A 13,339-nucleotide genomic window follows, 5' to 3' on the forward strand; every position below is an offset into this window, starting at 1 on the left:
TCTGCTGGCGCTGCTCTGATCGCTGGGTCGGGACCCGCTCCGCCGGGGTGCTGCTGGTGACGGCCCAGGGCTCGGCTTGAGCCGTGCCGCCGCCAGTGGCCCGGGGCGGCCGCAGGGGCGTTGCTGTCGACGTGGCCGCGGGCGGCTGCTGACCTGGACGCTGGGGCGGCCGTCGACCTGGACCGTGGGGAGGGCGACTGCCGGCGGTCACACGGTCGCCGGGTCGGTCTTCGTCGCGTCGGTGGTTACGTGGCCGTCGGCTCGGTCTTCGTCCCGCGTGGTCACACGGTCGCCGGCTCGGTCTCCGTCGTGTCGGCGGCCTCGGCCGCCTTCTGGGCCCGGTCGCGGGCTTCGCGGCGGGCCAGGATCACCCAGCCGACCGGGACGGCCGCGGCGAACAGCCACCACTGATAGGCGTAGGCGTAGTTCAGCGCGGCGTCCTCCTCGCCCGGGTTGCCGAGGAGTTCGGGGGTGTCGCCCTTGGGCTCGGGGGCCGTCTGGGCGATGTAGCCGCCGAGCACCCGGGCGTCCAGGCGCCGTGCCTCCTGCTCGCTGTTGATCAGCATGATCTGCCGGTCCGGCAGGCCTTGAAGGTTCTTGATGCCGCTCGCCTCGGTCGTCTCGTCGGGCATCAGCCGCCCGGTGACGGTGACCTCGCCGGCCGGCGGTGCGGGCACCTTCGGGAACGCGGTCTGGCTCGGGCCGTCGGAGGGGATCCAGCCCCGGTTGACCAGCAGGACCTTGCCGTCGTCGAGGACGAACGGGGTGAGGATGTGGTAGCCGACCTCGTCGTCGGAGTTGGTGCGGCGGCGGACGACGACCTCGTCCTCGGTGTCGAAGCGACCCTTCGCGCTCACGGTGCGGTACCGCTCGGCGCTGGTGACGGTGTGCCCGGGCTCCGTCAGCTTCTCCACGGGCACCGGGTCGGCCGCCAGCGCGTCCGAGACCAGCTGGTTCCGGGCGGTGCGCTCCTCGTAGCGATGCATCTGCCAGATGCCCAGCCTGATCATCGTGGGGATGAGAAGCAGGGCGATCAGTGTGAGGATCACCCACTGCCGGGACATCAGGAAGCGGTACACCCCACGACCGTACAACTCGGTCGTGGGGTGCGATCAGCCGGGTACGGTTTCACACCTTGTCGACAATTCCCGCCTTTCCCTCCGCGCGTGCGCAGTGCGCCCCGCAGTACCACTGGCCCTCGACCTCCACGCCCTGGCCGATGATCTGCACCCGGCAGTGCTCGCAGATGGGTGCCATGCGGTGGATCGCGCAGGAGAAGCAGTCGAAGACGTGCACCGCGCCCTGCGCGTGCACCTCGAAGGTCATTCCGTACTGATTGCCACATACCTCACAGGTCGCCATGCGCCACAGGGTGAGCCGTCACCCCGGCCCGGGCGAGCGGGCGCCGGGCGAGTCGCCGCCCAATCACCCGTCCGTACGGTCGCCCCCCGGCGCCGCCGCGCCCCCGGTCACCCCTGCGACGCCGGCTCCACATCCGCGAGAAGCTGCCCGAACGCCGCCTCGTCCACGACCGGCGTGCCGAACTGCCGCGCCTTGACCACCTTGGACGTGCCCGAGTCCGGGTCGTTCGTGACGAGCAGGCTGGTGAGCCGGGACAGGCTGGTGGCCACATGCAGCCCGGCCTCGGTCGCGCGGTCCTCCAGCAGGTCGCGCTCCACCGAGGTGTCACCCGAGAAAGCGACCCGCATGCCCTGCTTGAGCCGCCCGCCCACCTCGTAGCGCCCCGGGTTGGGGTAGGGGCAGGCGGGCCGCTTCCGGGCCGGACGCCAACTGGTCGGCCGGTAGCCGCCGTAGCCCGCCTGCTGTCCGATGCGGGGCGCGGGACCGTCCGACCACTCGGTCAGCGGCCGGCACTCCAGCAGCGGCAGCCGTACGCCGTTCGCCGCCGCGGCCCTCAGGCTGGGCCGGAACGCCTCGGCCAGCACGCGCGCGTCGTCCAGCGCGTGGTGCGCCCGCTGCTGGACGACGCCGAAGTGCGCGGCGAGGGACTCCAGCTTGTGGTTGGGCAGCGGGAGCCCGAGTTCCTTGGACAGGGCGATGGTGCACAGTCGCTGCCGTACCGGAGCCTCGCGCTGCGCCCGCGCGTACTCCCGGGCGATCATCTGCCAGTCGAAGACGGCGTTGTGCGCGACGAGCACCCGTCCCTCGAGCCGGGTCGTGAACTCCTCGGCGATGTCCTGGAAGAGGGGCGCGCCCTCGAGTGCCTCGCTCGTCAGTCCGTGGATCCACACGGGGCCGGGGTCGCGCTCCGGGTTGACCGTCGAGTACCAGTGGTCCTCGACCTCGCCGCGCGCGTCGAGCCGGTAGACGGCCGCGGAGATGATGCGATCGTCCCGGGCCAGACCTGTGGTCTCCACGTCAACAACCGCGTACCCCTGGGGATACGCGGCCGGCCATGACGTGGGAGAGGGCACTGCGGTCGTCAGGTCATCGAGCATGGTCCCTGAGGATACGGGCCACGACTGACACCGCGGCCCGCCAGGTGCGTTCACCCGGCTCTTCCGATACTCCCTCAGGCAGGTTGTCCGGTCTGTCCGTTCGCGAGGCGTACGTCTGACCGATGCTCAGTCACTCTGCCGGGCGTCCGGGTGGTCACCGTCACCCCCGTCGTCCGTTTGTCGACCCCTCCCGATTGGTGGAGATCACCAAGAAGCAAGCGCGTACCGTCGAGAATACTTGTGGGTAACAACGTCTAGTCGGGGCCGGACGGCGGTCCTACGGTGCTTGCATGCCGAACCTGCCCGATGTCGTGCTGTGGTCGATCCCCGCCTTTGTGCTGCTCACCGTGGTCGAGATGGTGAGCTACCGTCTCCATCCCGACGAGGACGCGGAGGGCTACGAGGCGAAGGACGCCGCCACGAGCGTCGGCATGGGCCTCGGCAGTCTGGTCTTCGACTTCCTCTGGAAGATCCCGATCCTCGCCATTTATACGGCCATCTACGAACTCACGCCCCTGCACGTGCCCGTTCTGTGGTGGACCGTCCCGCTGATGCTGCTCGGGCAGGACTTCTTCTACTACTGGTCCCACCGCGGCCACCACGTCATCCGCGTCCTGTGGGCCTGCCATGTCGTCCACCACTCCAGCCGGAAGTTCAACTTCACCACCGCGCTGCGCCAGCCCTGGACGTCCCTGACCGTGTGGCCGTTCTACGTCCCCCTCATAGCCGCCGGCGTGCACCCCGCCGCCCTCGCGTTCTGCTCCTCCGCGAACCTCGTCTACCAGTTCTGGATCCACACCGAGCGGATCGACAAGATGCCCCGCTGGTTCGAGTTCGTCTTCAACACCCCCTCGCACCACCGCGTCCACCACGCCTCCCAGGGCGGCTACCTCGACCGCAACTTCGGCGGCATCCTCATCGTCTGGGACCGCCTGTTCGGATCGTTCGCCCCCGAGACCGAACGGCCGAGGTACGGACTGACCAAGAACATCGACACGTACAACCTGGTGAAGGTGGCGACGCACGAATACGTGTCCATCGCGAGGGACTTGAAGGCGGCGCGGAGCTGGCGCGAGCGCGCGGGACGCGTGTTCATGGGCCCGGGCTGGGGCCCGGCACCCGCACCCCTGGCTACGGCCACGGCCACGGCCACGGCCACGGCTACGGCCACGGCTACGGCCACGGCTACGGCCACGGCCACGGCCAAGGCGTCGGGTACGGCCCCGGCCCGGCCCACGGAATCCGCCCCGGCCCGGCCGTCAGACTCAGCCACGCCTCCGCCGACGGACCCCACCACGGCTGCGACCACCCCCGCCGGCGAGAGCACGTCGGCGTGACCCCCGCCCGCCTCCTCCTCGCCGCGTTCGGCCTCGCCGCCGCCGTCGACCTCGTCTCCCTCGCGGTCGGCTTCGACGCCGGGCACACCGTGGCCAAGCCCCTGCTGATGCCGCTGCTGGCCCTGTGGGCCGCTCTGCGCCAGGCGCCCCGGCTGCTGCTGGCCGCCCTGCTGTTCGGCTGGGGCGGTGACGTCCTGCTGCTGTCCGACGCCGAGCCGGCCTTCCTCGCCGGCATGGGCTCCTTCGCCGCCGGCCATGTCTGCTATCTCGTCCTCTTCAGGACGTACGGCAGCCGGAACGCGGTCCCCCGCGCGCGTGCGGGCCTGATCGCCCTCGGCTACGGCATCGCCCTCGTCACGACCGTCGCGCTGCTGTGGCCGGACCTGCCCGCGGACCTGCGCGTGCCCGTCGCCGGGTACAGCCTGCTGCTCACGGCCATGGCGTACCGCTCCGGCACCCGGCTCGGCCTCTTCGCCGGCCTCGGCGGCGCGCTGTTCCTGCTCTCCGACACCCTCATCGCGACCGGCGTCGCCGAATGGCCGCAGCTGCCCAGGCCGGACTTCTGGATCATGCTCACGTACATCGCCGCGCAGGCCCTGCTGGCCGGCGGCACGCTGGGGGCGCTCAACGCGCGCAGGGCACCGGCCGCGACGTACGGCGAGATGCGGGCCGTCTGAGGCTCACCAGCGGATGGGCACCGGAAGGGCCGTCAGCACCCCGGACACCGCGATCACCAGGCCGAGGGCGACGACCTCCGCCCGCGCGGGCGCACAGGCGGACAGCGGATCGGCCGCCCGGCGCAGTCGGCTCCGGGCCCACAGGGCGAGGGCGGCGACGGCGGCCACGAGCAGCACCTTGGCGAGCAGCGCGCGCCCGTACGCCGTGGCCGTGAGCTGCTCCAGGATCGTCCCCGGCGGCATCCGGCGCAGCGAACTCCACACCCCCGTCGCGGTGATGGCGGCGAGCAGTACGGCCGCCACGCGCGCGTAGAGGCCCAGCAGGGCCGCGCCCGCCCCGGTGCCGTACCGGCCGTGCCACAGGCGCAGGGTCCGCAGCGCGTGCAGCAGACCGCCCACCCACAAGGCCGCGCAGATCAGGTGGACGAGCGTCAGCCCGGAGCCGGTCAGCGGGCTCTGCTCGGTCGGGGGGTGCGCGCGCAGCGCCTCCGCGACGACCACGGCGGCCAGTGGCCACACCTGCGTGGCCGGCCGGCGCGACACGGCGCACAGCCCCGCCACCAGGAACGCGTTGACCTCGAGCAGGGCGAGCTTGCCGTCCCGGGACGCGTGGAGCCCGCCGACGTCCATGTCCGCCAGGCCGCCCGGGACGAGATTGCCCGTCGCCACGACCGAGGCGAGCCCCAAGGCGGCGACGAACCCGACGCCGGCGGCGCAGGGCGACCAACTGCGGGGCGCGTCCAAGGGCTGGCCGACGGCCCCCTCCGCACCCGGCACGGACCGCGCCAGCCGGTTCACGAACAGCTCGCCGACCGGCACACACAGCGCCGCGAACAGCACCGTGCGCAGCAGGGCGATGCCACCGGCCCCGGGCGCCGCGGCCTCCCCGGTGCCGTGCAGCGCGGTGGACGGGCCGAGCAGCGGGATCAGCCCGCCCAGGGCCACCAGGACCAGGACGACAACGGCCCGGCCCGCACCGACGCGCCCGCCGCTGTCGGCCACTCCTGGCGTGGGTCTTGTCAAGGTCACCCCAAGATCTTCACCAACCTTCACATGATCGGGCAAGTCCAGGGGAGCGAACTCAGGTCGGCCTTGGACGCGGCCGACCACCCCAGCCGCAGTCGATGTCACTCACATGGCGTAGTCGGGCCGACGCAGGCCTTCGCAGGTCCTACGACCGGCGAACACCCACACCGCGCTTCCCGCGAGCCGCGGACACACGACGGGCCGGGCAGGTGTCCCCGCCCGGCCCGTCGTGCCTTCACATGAGCTCTACTTGGTCACCGCGTCCAGCGCGTCCGCGATGCCCCAGCCGTAGAAGCCGTTGCGGTTCTTGGAGCCCTCGCACACCGCGTCGACCTTGCCGTCGGCGTCGATGTCGTAGGGGTCCGTGCACGGCGTGGCGTCGGCCTCCGCGTAGAGCAGGGCCTTCACCAGGGCCGGGGAGGCGTACGGGTGCGTCGACTTGATGAGGGCGGCGACGCCCGCGACGTGCGGGGACGCCATCGACGTACCGGCCATGTAGCCCCACTTGCCGCCCGGCAGCGTGCCCAGGATCAGCCCGCTCGTGGCCGGCGCCTCCGGCTTCTGGTAGGCGGTCGAGTCGCCGCCCGGGGCCGCGATGTCGGCGACGCCCAGCCCGTAGTTGGAGAAGGACGACTTGATGCCCTTCGCGCCCGTCGAGGCGACCGTGACGACACCCGGCAGCTGGGTCGGGATGTCGAGGCACTCCGAGGGGTCGACGGTCCGGTCGCCCGGCGTGGTGTCGTTCGGGGACGACGGGTCGGTGATCTCGTCGGCCGACAGGTCGTAGTTCTCGTTGCCCGCCGCCGCGACGTTGACCGCGCCCTTCTTCTCCGCGTACCGCGAGGCCCGGCCGACCGCGTCCAGCAGCGCCTTCTGGTCCGGGTCGTCGCCGCAGTTGAAGTACCAGGGGTCGGTGTAATAGCTGTTGTTCGTGACGTCGACCCCGTGCTCGGCCGCCCACACGAAGCCGCACACCACGGCCTCCGTGTAGAAGAAGCCGTCCGGGTTGGACACCTTGATGCCGGAGACCTTCACCCCGGGCGCGACACCGGTCATGCCGACACCGTTCTTGGCGGCGGCGATCTCACCGGCGACGTGGGTGCCGTGCGGGCTCTCCGCGGCGCTCGGCCGCCAGGCCCCGTCCGCGGTGTCCGGCTTGCCCGACACACAGTTGACCGACGCCTTGCGGTCGAAGTTGGGCGCGATGTCGGGGTGCGTGTCGTCGACCCCGGTGTCGATCACCGCGACCGTGACCTTCTTGCTGCCCAGCGACTTCTCGTGCGCCTTGTCCGCCTTGATGGCCGGCAGGTCCCACTGCTGGGGCTGGAGCGGGTCCTGCCCGGCGGGGGCCTCGGCCTTCGCGACCTCGGCCGCGCTCAGCGCCTTCGGCGTGCCGAGGTCACCCGTCGTCGCCGCGGGCAGCGGCTTGGTCCGGGTGGCCCCGGCCGACTGCACGCCCCGCACCTTGCGGACGGTCTTGGCGAAGTCGGGGTTCGAGGAGTGGACGACGATGACGCCTATCTGGTCGTACGACGTCACGATCGTGCCCCCGGCCTTGCCGACGGCCTTCTTCACATACGCCGAAGTGCCGTGCCCCGGCTTGACGTTGACCACGTAGCTGAGCGGCGTCGCGTCGGCCGAGACCGCCGGAGCGGCGTCCACGGCGGCCGTCGCCGTGGAGTTCGGCAGGAACGCGAGGGCCGTGGCCATCGCCATCCCGGCCGGGATCGCGACGGCGCGGCGGTAGCGCGCGTGCGGCGCTGTCATGGTGTCTCCAGTAGGTTCGCGGTACGAGCGGTACGAGCTGACGGTGCGTGAAGTCTCAGGATGCACAGGTCACTTGACCGCGCGCAGCGCGTTGACGATGCCGTGTCCGTAGAAGCCGTTGACCCGCTTGCCGCCCTCGCACGTGGCGTCCTGGGTGCCGTTGCCGTCCTGGTCGTAGGACTCGGGGCAGGCGGTCCGGTCGGCCTGCGCCTTCAGCAGCCCCTGGAGCTGGGCCGGAGACGCCTTGGGGTGCTCGGACTTCAGCAGCGCGGCGACGCCGGAGGCGTGCGGAGCGGCCATCGAGGTGCCCTGGAGGAAGCCCCAGGTGCCGCCCGGCATGGTGGACAGGATGCGGCCGTTCTTCGAGGGCGTGTCGGGTATCTGGTAGCGCCCGTCACCGCCCGGCGCCGCGACGTCCACGACGCCCTTGCCGTACGTCGAGTAGTACGACTTGAGATGGTTGACGCCCGTCGCGCTCACCGTGACGACACCCGGCAGCTGGGTCGGGACGTCGAAGCACTCGTGCGGGTCGATCGTGCGCTCCACCGGGGTGGAGTCGTCCGGGCTGGAGTCGTCGAGGATCGCGTCCGAGTCCAGGTCGTGGTTGGAGTTGCCCGCCGAGGCGACGTGCAGCGTGCCCTTCTTCTGGGCGTACAGCTGCGCCCGGTTGACCGCGTCGACGATGGCCCGCTGGTCCGGGTCGTCCATGCAGTTGTACAGCCACGGGTCGACGTAGTAGCTGTTGTTCGTGATCTCGACGCCGTGGTCGGCGGCGAACACGAAGGCGCACACGACGCTCTCCGGGTAGAAGAGGCCGTTCGCCCGGTCGGTCACGTTGATGCTGGAGACCTTCACCCCGGGGGCGACGCCCGCCACGCCTGTGCCGTTGCGGGCGGCGGCTATCTCACCGGCGACATGCGTGCCGTGGTAGTCCTCGGGCGTGTACGGCCGCCAGGCGCCCTCGCTGGTGTCGGGCTTGCCACCGGCGCAGTTGGCGGACTGCGACGCGGAGAAGTTCGGGGCGATGTCGGGGTGGGTGTCGTCGACGCCGGTGTCGATCACGGCGACGGTCACCTTGCGGCTGCCCGGGTTGATCTTCGCGGCCTTGTCGGCGCCTATCGCCCGCAGATCCCACTGGTCGGCCTCGAGGGGCTCGCTGTCGGGCGCCTTCGCCGAGGCGGCCTCGACCCGCGCGGCCTGGGCGTCGGTCAGATACTGCGCCGCGCCCTCCTCCTTCGTCCCCGCGGCGGTCAGCGGCGTCGTCCTGGTCGCACCCGCCGACTGGACGCCGCGCACCTTGCGTATGGACGTGGCGAAGTCGGCGTTCGAGGAGTGGACGACGATCACGCCGATCCGCTCGTACGTGGTGACGACCGAGCCGCCGGCCTTCCCGATCGCCTTCTTCACCGACGAGATGGTGCGACGGTCCACCTTGGTGTTGACGACGTACGCCAGCTGGGGCGCGTCCGCCGAGGGCGCGGACGACTCCACGCGCGGGGCGGCCGACGCGGCGGCGGGCAGAAAGCCCAACGAGGCCGTCAGCGACAGCACGACGGGCACGGCGAGGGCGAGCCGGCGTCTGGAACGCAGCTGGGACATGGGGTCTCCACATCATCCGGAAACGAAACCGGCCCGAGGCACAGGTGGTGCTCGGGCAGGTACATGACGGGTGGTTCAGGGCGAAGCTATCCCGCGCTCTCGCTGGCCAGCAACGGTTTGCCGAAACGACTTCGGAAAGAACGCCGGGCAGTTGAACCGGTTCTCGCGTGCCGCCGTGACGTTGAGCAGGGAGCGCGAGGACACTCGCCTCCGCCCCCCGTTCGAACCGCTTCCGTCGTCACGAGGAGACTCTCCGTGTCCACCGATGCACCGCCCCCCTCGAAAGAGCAACACAAACTCCCCTCACCCGAGGAGTTCGCCGAGGTGCAGGAGAGCGCGGAGTTCGGTGAACTGCGCCGCTCCTACCGCTCCTTCGCCTTCCCGCTGACCGTCGCCTTCATCGCCTGGTACCTGCTGTACGTGCTGCTGTCGAACTACGCGGGCGGCCTCATGGGCACCAAGCTGTTCGGCAACATCAACGTCGCCTTCGTCCTCGGCATCGCCCAGTTCATCACCACGTTCCTCATCGCCTGGTGGTACTCGCGGCACGCCGCCGCGAAGCTCGACCCCAAGGCCGAGGCCATCAAGACCCGGATGGAGGGCGGCGCATGAGCTCCGTACAGCACACCCTGCTCGCCGCGAACGAGGCCAGCGAGCACCGGCCGCTGATCATCACCCTGTTCGCGCTGTTCGTCCTGGCCACGCTCGGCATCACCGTCTGGGCAGGCCGCCAGACCAAGGACGCCGCCGACTTCTACGCGGGCGGCCGCCAGTTCAGCGCCTTCCAGAACGGACTCGCGGTCTCCGGCGACTACATGTCGGCCGCGTCCTTCCTCGGCATCGCGGGCGCGATCGCCCTCTTCGGCTACGACGGCTTCCTGTACTCCATCGGCTTCCTGGTCGCCTGGCTGGTCGCCCTCCTCCTGGTGGCGGAGCCGCTGCGCAACTCCGGCCGCTACACCATGGGCGACGTGCTCGCGTACCGCATGCGCCAGCGCCCGGTCCGCACCGCCGCCGGTACGTCCACGATCGTCGTGTCGATCTTCTACCTGCTGGCCCAGATGGCCGGCGCGGGCGTCCTCGTCTCGCTGCTGCTCGGCATCACCTCCGACGCGGGCAAGATCCTCATCGTCGCCCTCGTCGGCCTGCTGATGGTCGTGTACGTCTCCATCGGCGGTATGAAGGGCACCACCTGGGTCCAGATGGTCAAGGCCGTGCTGCTCATCGGCGGCACGCTCCTCATCACCTTCCTGGTGCTGCTGAAGTTCAACTTCAACATCTCCGACCTGCTCGGCACGGCCGCCGAGAACAGCGGCAAGGGCGCCGCCTTCCTGGAGCCCGGCCTCCAGTACGGCATGACCGGCACCTCCAAGCTGGACTTCGTCTCCCTGGGCATCGCCCTGGTGCTCGGCACGGCCGGTCTGCCGCACATCCTGATCCGCTTCTACACGGTGCCCGACGCCAAGGCGGCCCGTAAGTCCGTGAACTGGGCGATCGGCATCATCGGCGGCTTCTACCTGATGACCATCGCCCTCGGCTTCGGCGCCGCCGCGCTGATCTCCCAGGACGAGATCATCGCCTCCAACCCGTCAGGCAACACGGCGGCACCCCTGCTCGCCCTGCACCTCGGCGGTGTCGACTCCACCTGGGGCGCGATCCTGCTCGCCACGATCTCGGCGGTCGCCTTCGCGACGATCCTCGCCGTCGTCGCCGGCCTCACCCTCGCCTCGTCGTCGTCCTTCGCGCACGACATCTACGCCAACGTCATCCGCAAGGGGAAGGCGTCCGGCGCCGAGGAGGTCCGCGCGGCCCGCTGGGCGACCGTCCTCATCGGCGTCGTCTCCATCGGCCTCGGCGCCCTCGCCCGCGACCTGAACGTGGCCGGTCTGGTCGCCCTCGCCTTCGCGGTCGCGGCCTCCGCCAACCTGCCGACGATCCTCTACAGCCTCTTCTGGAAGCGCTTCACCACCCAGGGCGCCCTGTGGTCGATCTACGGCGGTCTGATCGTCGCCGTCGGCCTGGTGCTGTTCTCGCCCGTCGTCTCCGGCGACCCCAAGGCGATGTTCCCCGAGGTGGACTTCGCCTGGTTCCCGCTGAAGAACCCGGGCATCATCTCCATCCCCTTCGGCTTCCTCATGGGCTGGCTCGGCACCGTCCTGTCCAAGGAGGAGCCGGACGCCAAGAAGTACGCCGAGCTGGAGGTCAGGTCTCTGACCGGCACCGGCGCCCACTGAGCACCAACCCCCTCACGCGGCCGTGTCGTAGGAACCTCCAGGTCCCTGCGGCGCGGCCGCGCTGTGCGTCGTGGGATCGGGCCTGTGGAGTTGTCGGTGGGGTCACGTAGGCTCGCAGGTGTCGGAGAGGAAGTGCTCCGGGCACGATCCGCGTCGAGGGAGGGGGCCCACGTGCTCATCGACACCTACGGCCGAGTGGCCACCGACCTGAGGGTCTCGCTGACCGACCGGTGCAATCTGCGCTGCACCTACTGCATGCCCGAGGAAGGCCTGCAGTGGCTGGCCAAGCCGGACCTGCTCACGGACGACGAGATCGTCCGCCTGATCGACATCGCGGTCACCTCCCTCGGTATCGAGGAGGTCCGCTTCACCGGCGGCGAGCCCCTGCTGCGCCCCGGCCTGGTCGGCATCGTCGAGCGCGTCGCGGCCCTCGACCGGCGCCCCCAGATGTCCCTCACGACCAACGGCATCGGCCTCAAGCGCACGGCGGCCGCCCTCAAGGAGGCGGGCCTGGACCGGGTCAACGTCTCCCTCGACACACTGCGCCCGGACGTCTTCAAGACCCTCACCCGCCGCAACCGCCACCAGGACGTCATCGAGGGCCTGCACGCCGCCCGCGACGCCGGCCTGACCCCGGTCAAGGTCAACTCAGTCCTGATGCCGGGTCTCAACGGCGACGAGGCCCCGGACCTCCTCGCCTGGGCCGTGGAGCACGACTACGAGCTGCGCTTCATCGAGCAGATGCCCCTGGACGCCCAGCACGGCTGGAAGCGCGACGGCATGATCACGGCAGGCGACATCCTGACCTCCCTGCGCACCCGCTTCGAGCTGACCGCCGAGGGCGAGGAGAAGCGCGGCTCGGCCCCGGCGGAGCGCTGGCTGGTGAACGGCGGGCCGCATGTCGTCGGCGTCATCGCCTCCGTCACCCGCCCCTTCTGCGCGGCCTGCGACCGCACCCGCCTCACCGCCGACGGACAGATACGCACCTGCCTCTTCGCCCAAGAGGAAACCGACCTCCGAGCCGCCCTCCGCTCCGACGCCCCCGACGAGGAGATCGCCCGCATCTGGCGCCTGGCGATGTGGGGCAAGAAGGCGGGAGCGGGCTTGGACGACCCGACCTTCGTACAGCCGGACCGGCCCATGTCCGCTATCGGGGGATAGAGGAGCGCCCCAAGGGGGCGCGGGGAACTGCGCGAACAACCCCCACCGGGCCGCAGACGAAGCCGGAACTCAGCCGTCCCACTCCTCGAAAAGCACCACGTCTTTCAAAAACCCCCGCACCCCGAGGAACTGCGACAAATGCTCGCGATGCTCCTCACACGCCAGCCACGTCTTGCGCCGCTCCGGCGTATGAATCTTCGGGTTGTTCCACGCAAGCACCCACACCGCGTCGACGCGGCAACCCTTCGCGGAACAGATCGGCGTCTCGTCACTCACAGCTTTGTCTCACCACTGCACACAGAAAAGGCGACGCCGAGCAGCCACGGGGGGAGCTGCCCGGCGTCGGTCCGTCGCTCCGACGGGGGATGCGGAGCGCGTACGAAGTATGTCACGGGTAACCCCGAGCCCGGCACCTGAACAACATGATTGATCTGAGCTTTTCTTGAGCTTGGCGGGAAGATGACTTCCGTTTGTGCCCGCCCCCGCGCGTCCCTATCGCTCGTGCGAATCGGTCTTCGCACCCGGCGCGGCCCCGGACGCGGCATCTTCCGCCGCGGATTCCGCGGAGCCGTCCCGCGCCTCCGACGGCGCGATCATCGGACGCGTCGGCGCCGCCACGAACGTCGACGGCAGAGACGGCGCGTTCTCGCGCCCGGCGTTCGCGATCACCACCGCGATGTACGGCAGCACCAGCCCGAGCACCAACGCCACGATGGCGACGTGCCGTTCGACGTTCCACAACGTGGCCGCGAGGATCACGGAGATCGTGCGGACCGTCATCGAGATCACGTACCGGCGCTGCCGCCCGCGTACGTCCTCCTGAAGTCCGGTCCGGGCGCCGGTGATCCGGAAAACCTGGACGTTGCCGTCGCCATGCTGCTTCCGCATCGCATTCCACCATCCGCCCGTATCGGACTCTCCCCGCCCCGTGGCCGTCCCGGGCCGGCCGGGGAACCTGACCAGGACAGCTCCCACGGTACGCCGCGGCTGCGCCCGCCACGAGACCGGGGCCCGTCCGGCCGAGGTGGACGGCGTGCGCTGTGGCGCGTACGGCCATCCCCGGCATGCGGCGTAGGGCA

At 70.6% G+C, this 13,339-nt stretch carries 13 protein-coding genes; 5 read left to right on the plus strand and 8 right to left on the minus strand.

The features are described 5' to 3' along the window. Positions 1-281: 281 nt before the first annotated feature. The 3 genes from KJK29_RS30075 to KJK29_RS30085 form a co-directional block, all read right to left on the minus strand. Positions 282-1,079 (minus strand): SURF1 family cytochrome oxidase biogenesis protein, encoded by a 798-nt coding sequence (locus tag KJK29_RS30075; RefSeq protein WP_215122318.1) that lies wholly within the window; start codon positions 1,077-1,079, stop codon positions 282-284. A gap of 49 nt (positions 1,080-1,128) precedes the next feature. Then, positions 1,129-1,362 carry a hypothetical protein gene (locus tag KJK29_RS30080; RefSeq protein WP_215122319.1) on the minus strand — a complete coding sequence of 78 codons (234 nt, stop codon included), beginning with the start codon at positions 1,360-1,362 and terminating at the stop codon, positions 1,129-1,131. A 107-nt stretch (positions 1,363-1,469) separates the two neighbouring features. Then, positions 1,470-2,459, minus strand: coding sequence for a DEDDh family exonuclease (locus KJK29_RS30085; protein ID WP_215122320.1), 990 nt, complete (start codon positions 2,457-2,459; stop codon positions 1,470-1,472). A gap of 290 nt (positions 2,460-2,749) precedes the next feature. Here KJK29_RS30085 and KJK29_RS30090 point away from each other — a divergent pair, with 290 nt between their 5' ends. Both KJK29_RS30090 and KJK29_RS30095 read left to right on the plus strand, forming a co-directional pair. Continuing rightward, the gene (locus KJK29_RS30090; protein ID WP_215122321.1) at positions 2,750-3,796 is read left to right on the plus strand and encodes a sterol desaturase family protein; all 1,047 of its coding nucleotides are present in this window, start codon (positions 2,750-2,752) and stop codon (positions 3,794-3,796) included. Continuing rightward, positions 3,793-4,473 (plus strand): lysoplasmalogenase, encoded by a 681-nt coding sequence (locus tag KJK29_RS30095; protein WP_215122322.1) that lies wholly within the window; start codon positions 3,793-3,795, stop codon positions 4,471-4,473. Before KJK29_RS30090 ends, KJK29_RS30095 begins: the two co-directional genes overlap by 4 nt. 3 nt (positions 4,474-4,476) lie before the next feature. Here KJK29_RS30095 and KJK29_RS30100 read toward each other — a convergent pair whose 3' ends face one another. The 3 genes from KJK29_RS30100 to KJK29_RS30110 form a co-directional block, all read right to left on the minus strand. Then, positions 4,477-5,502: a CopD family protein gene (locus KJK29_RS30100; RefSeq protein WP_215122323.1), complete on the minus strand. Its 1,026-nt coding sequence runs from the start codon at positions 5,500-5,502 to the stop codon at positions 4,477-4,479. Positions 5,503-5,745: 243 nt separating this feature from the next. Continuing rightward, positions 5,746-7,266, minus strand: coding sequence for a S8 family peptidase (locus KJK29_RS30105; RefSeq protein ID WP_215122324.1), 1,521 nt, complete (start codon positions 7,264-7,266; stop codon positions 5,746-5,748). 69 nt (positions 7,267-7,335) lie between these two features. Next, positions 7,336-8,865: a S8 family peptidase gene (locus KJK29_RS30110; protein ID WP_215122325.1), complete on the minus strand. Its 1,530-nt coding sequence runs from the start codon at positions 8,863-8,865 to the stop codon at positions 7,336-7,338. A gap of 255 nt (positions 8,866-9,120) precedes the next feature. Between KJK29_RS30110 and KJK29_RS30115 the strand changes: the two genes are divergently transcribed. The 3 genes from KJK29_RS30115 (at position 9,121) to moaA (ending at position 12,260) form a co-directional block, all read left to right on the plus strand. Further along, entirely contained in the window at positions 9,121-9,477 is a 357-nt protein-coding gene (locus KJK29_RS30115; RefSeq protein WP_215122326.1) for a DUF485 domain-containing protein, read from the plus strand. Further along, positions 9,474-11,099 carry a solute symporter family protein gene (locus tag KJK29_RS30120; protein ID WP_215122327.1) on the plus strand — a complete coding sequence of 542 codons (1,626 nt, stop codon included), beginning with the start codon at positions 9,474-9,476 and terminating at the stop codon, positions 11,097-11,099. The genes KJK29_RS30115 and KJK29_RS30120 overlap by 4 nt, the downstream gene beginning before the upstream one ends. A gap of 171 nt (positions 11,100-11,270) precedes the next feature. Further along, positions 11,271-12,260 carry a GTP 3',8-cyclase MoaA gene (moaA, locus tag KJK29_RS30125; RefSeq protein ID WP_215122328.1) on the plus strand — a complete coding sequence of 330 codons (990 nt, stop codon included), beginning with the start codon at positions 11,271-11,273 and terminating at the stop codon, positions 12,258-12,260. Positions 12,261-12,329: 69 nt separating this feature from the next. Here the strand turns inward: moaA and KJK29_RS30130 are convergent, their stop codons facing one another. Beyond that, positions 12,330-12,536, minus strand: coding sequence for a hypothetical protein (locus KJK29_RS30130; protein ID WP_189730241.1), 207 nt, complete (start codon positions 12,534-12,536; stop codon positions 12,330-12,332). A gap of 216 nt (positions 12,537-12,752) precedes the next feature. Further along, a complete protein-coding gene (locus KJK29_RS30135) occupies positions 12,753-13,148 on the minus strand; it encodes a DUF3099 domain-containing protein (RefSeq protein WP_215122329.1) in 396 nt (131 codons plus the stop codon). Positions 13,149-13,339 lie beyond the last annotated feature (191 nt).

Source organism: Streptomyces koelreuteriae (assembly GCF_018604545.1).
GTDB classification, from domain to species: Bacteria; Actinomycetota; Actinomycetes; order Streptomycetales; family Streptomycetaceae; genus Streptomyces; species Streptomyces koelreuteriae.

Excerpts from the sequence above, each read along its gene's own strand:
- KJK29_RS30080 (WP_215122319.1), bottom strand. The coding sequence starts at position 1,362 with ATGGCGACCTGTGAGGTATGTGGCAATCAGTACGGAATGACCTTCGAG.
- KJK29_RS30085 (WP_215122320.1), bottom strand. The coding sequence starts at position 2,459 with ATGCTCGATGACCTGACGACCGCAGTGCCCTCTCCCACGTCATGGCCG.
- KJK29_RS30090 (WP_215122321.1), top strand. The coding sequence starts at position 2,750 with ATGCCGAACCTGCCCGATGTCGTGCTGTGGTCGATCCCCGCCTTTGTG.
- KJK29_RS30105 (WP_215122324.1), bottom strand. The coding sequence starts at position 7,266 with ATGACAGCGCCGCACGCGCGCTACCGCCGCGCCGTCGCGATCCCGGCC.
- KJK29_RS30110 (WP_215122325.1), bottom strand. The coding sequence starts at position 8,865 with ATGTCCCAGCTGCGTTCCAGACGCCGGCTCGCCCTCGCCGTGCCCGTC.
- KJK29_RS30120 (WP_215122327.1), top strand. The coding sequence starts at position 9,474 with ATGAGCTCCGTACAGCACACCCTGCTCGCCGCGAACGAGGCCAGCGAG.
- KJK29_RS30135 (WP_215122329.1), bottom strand. The coding sequence starts at position 13,148 with ATGCGGAAGCAGCATGGCGACGGCAACGTCCAGGTTTTCCGGATCACC.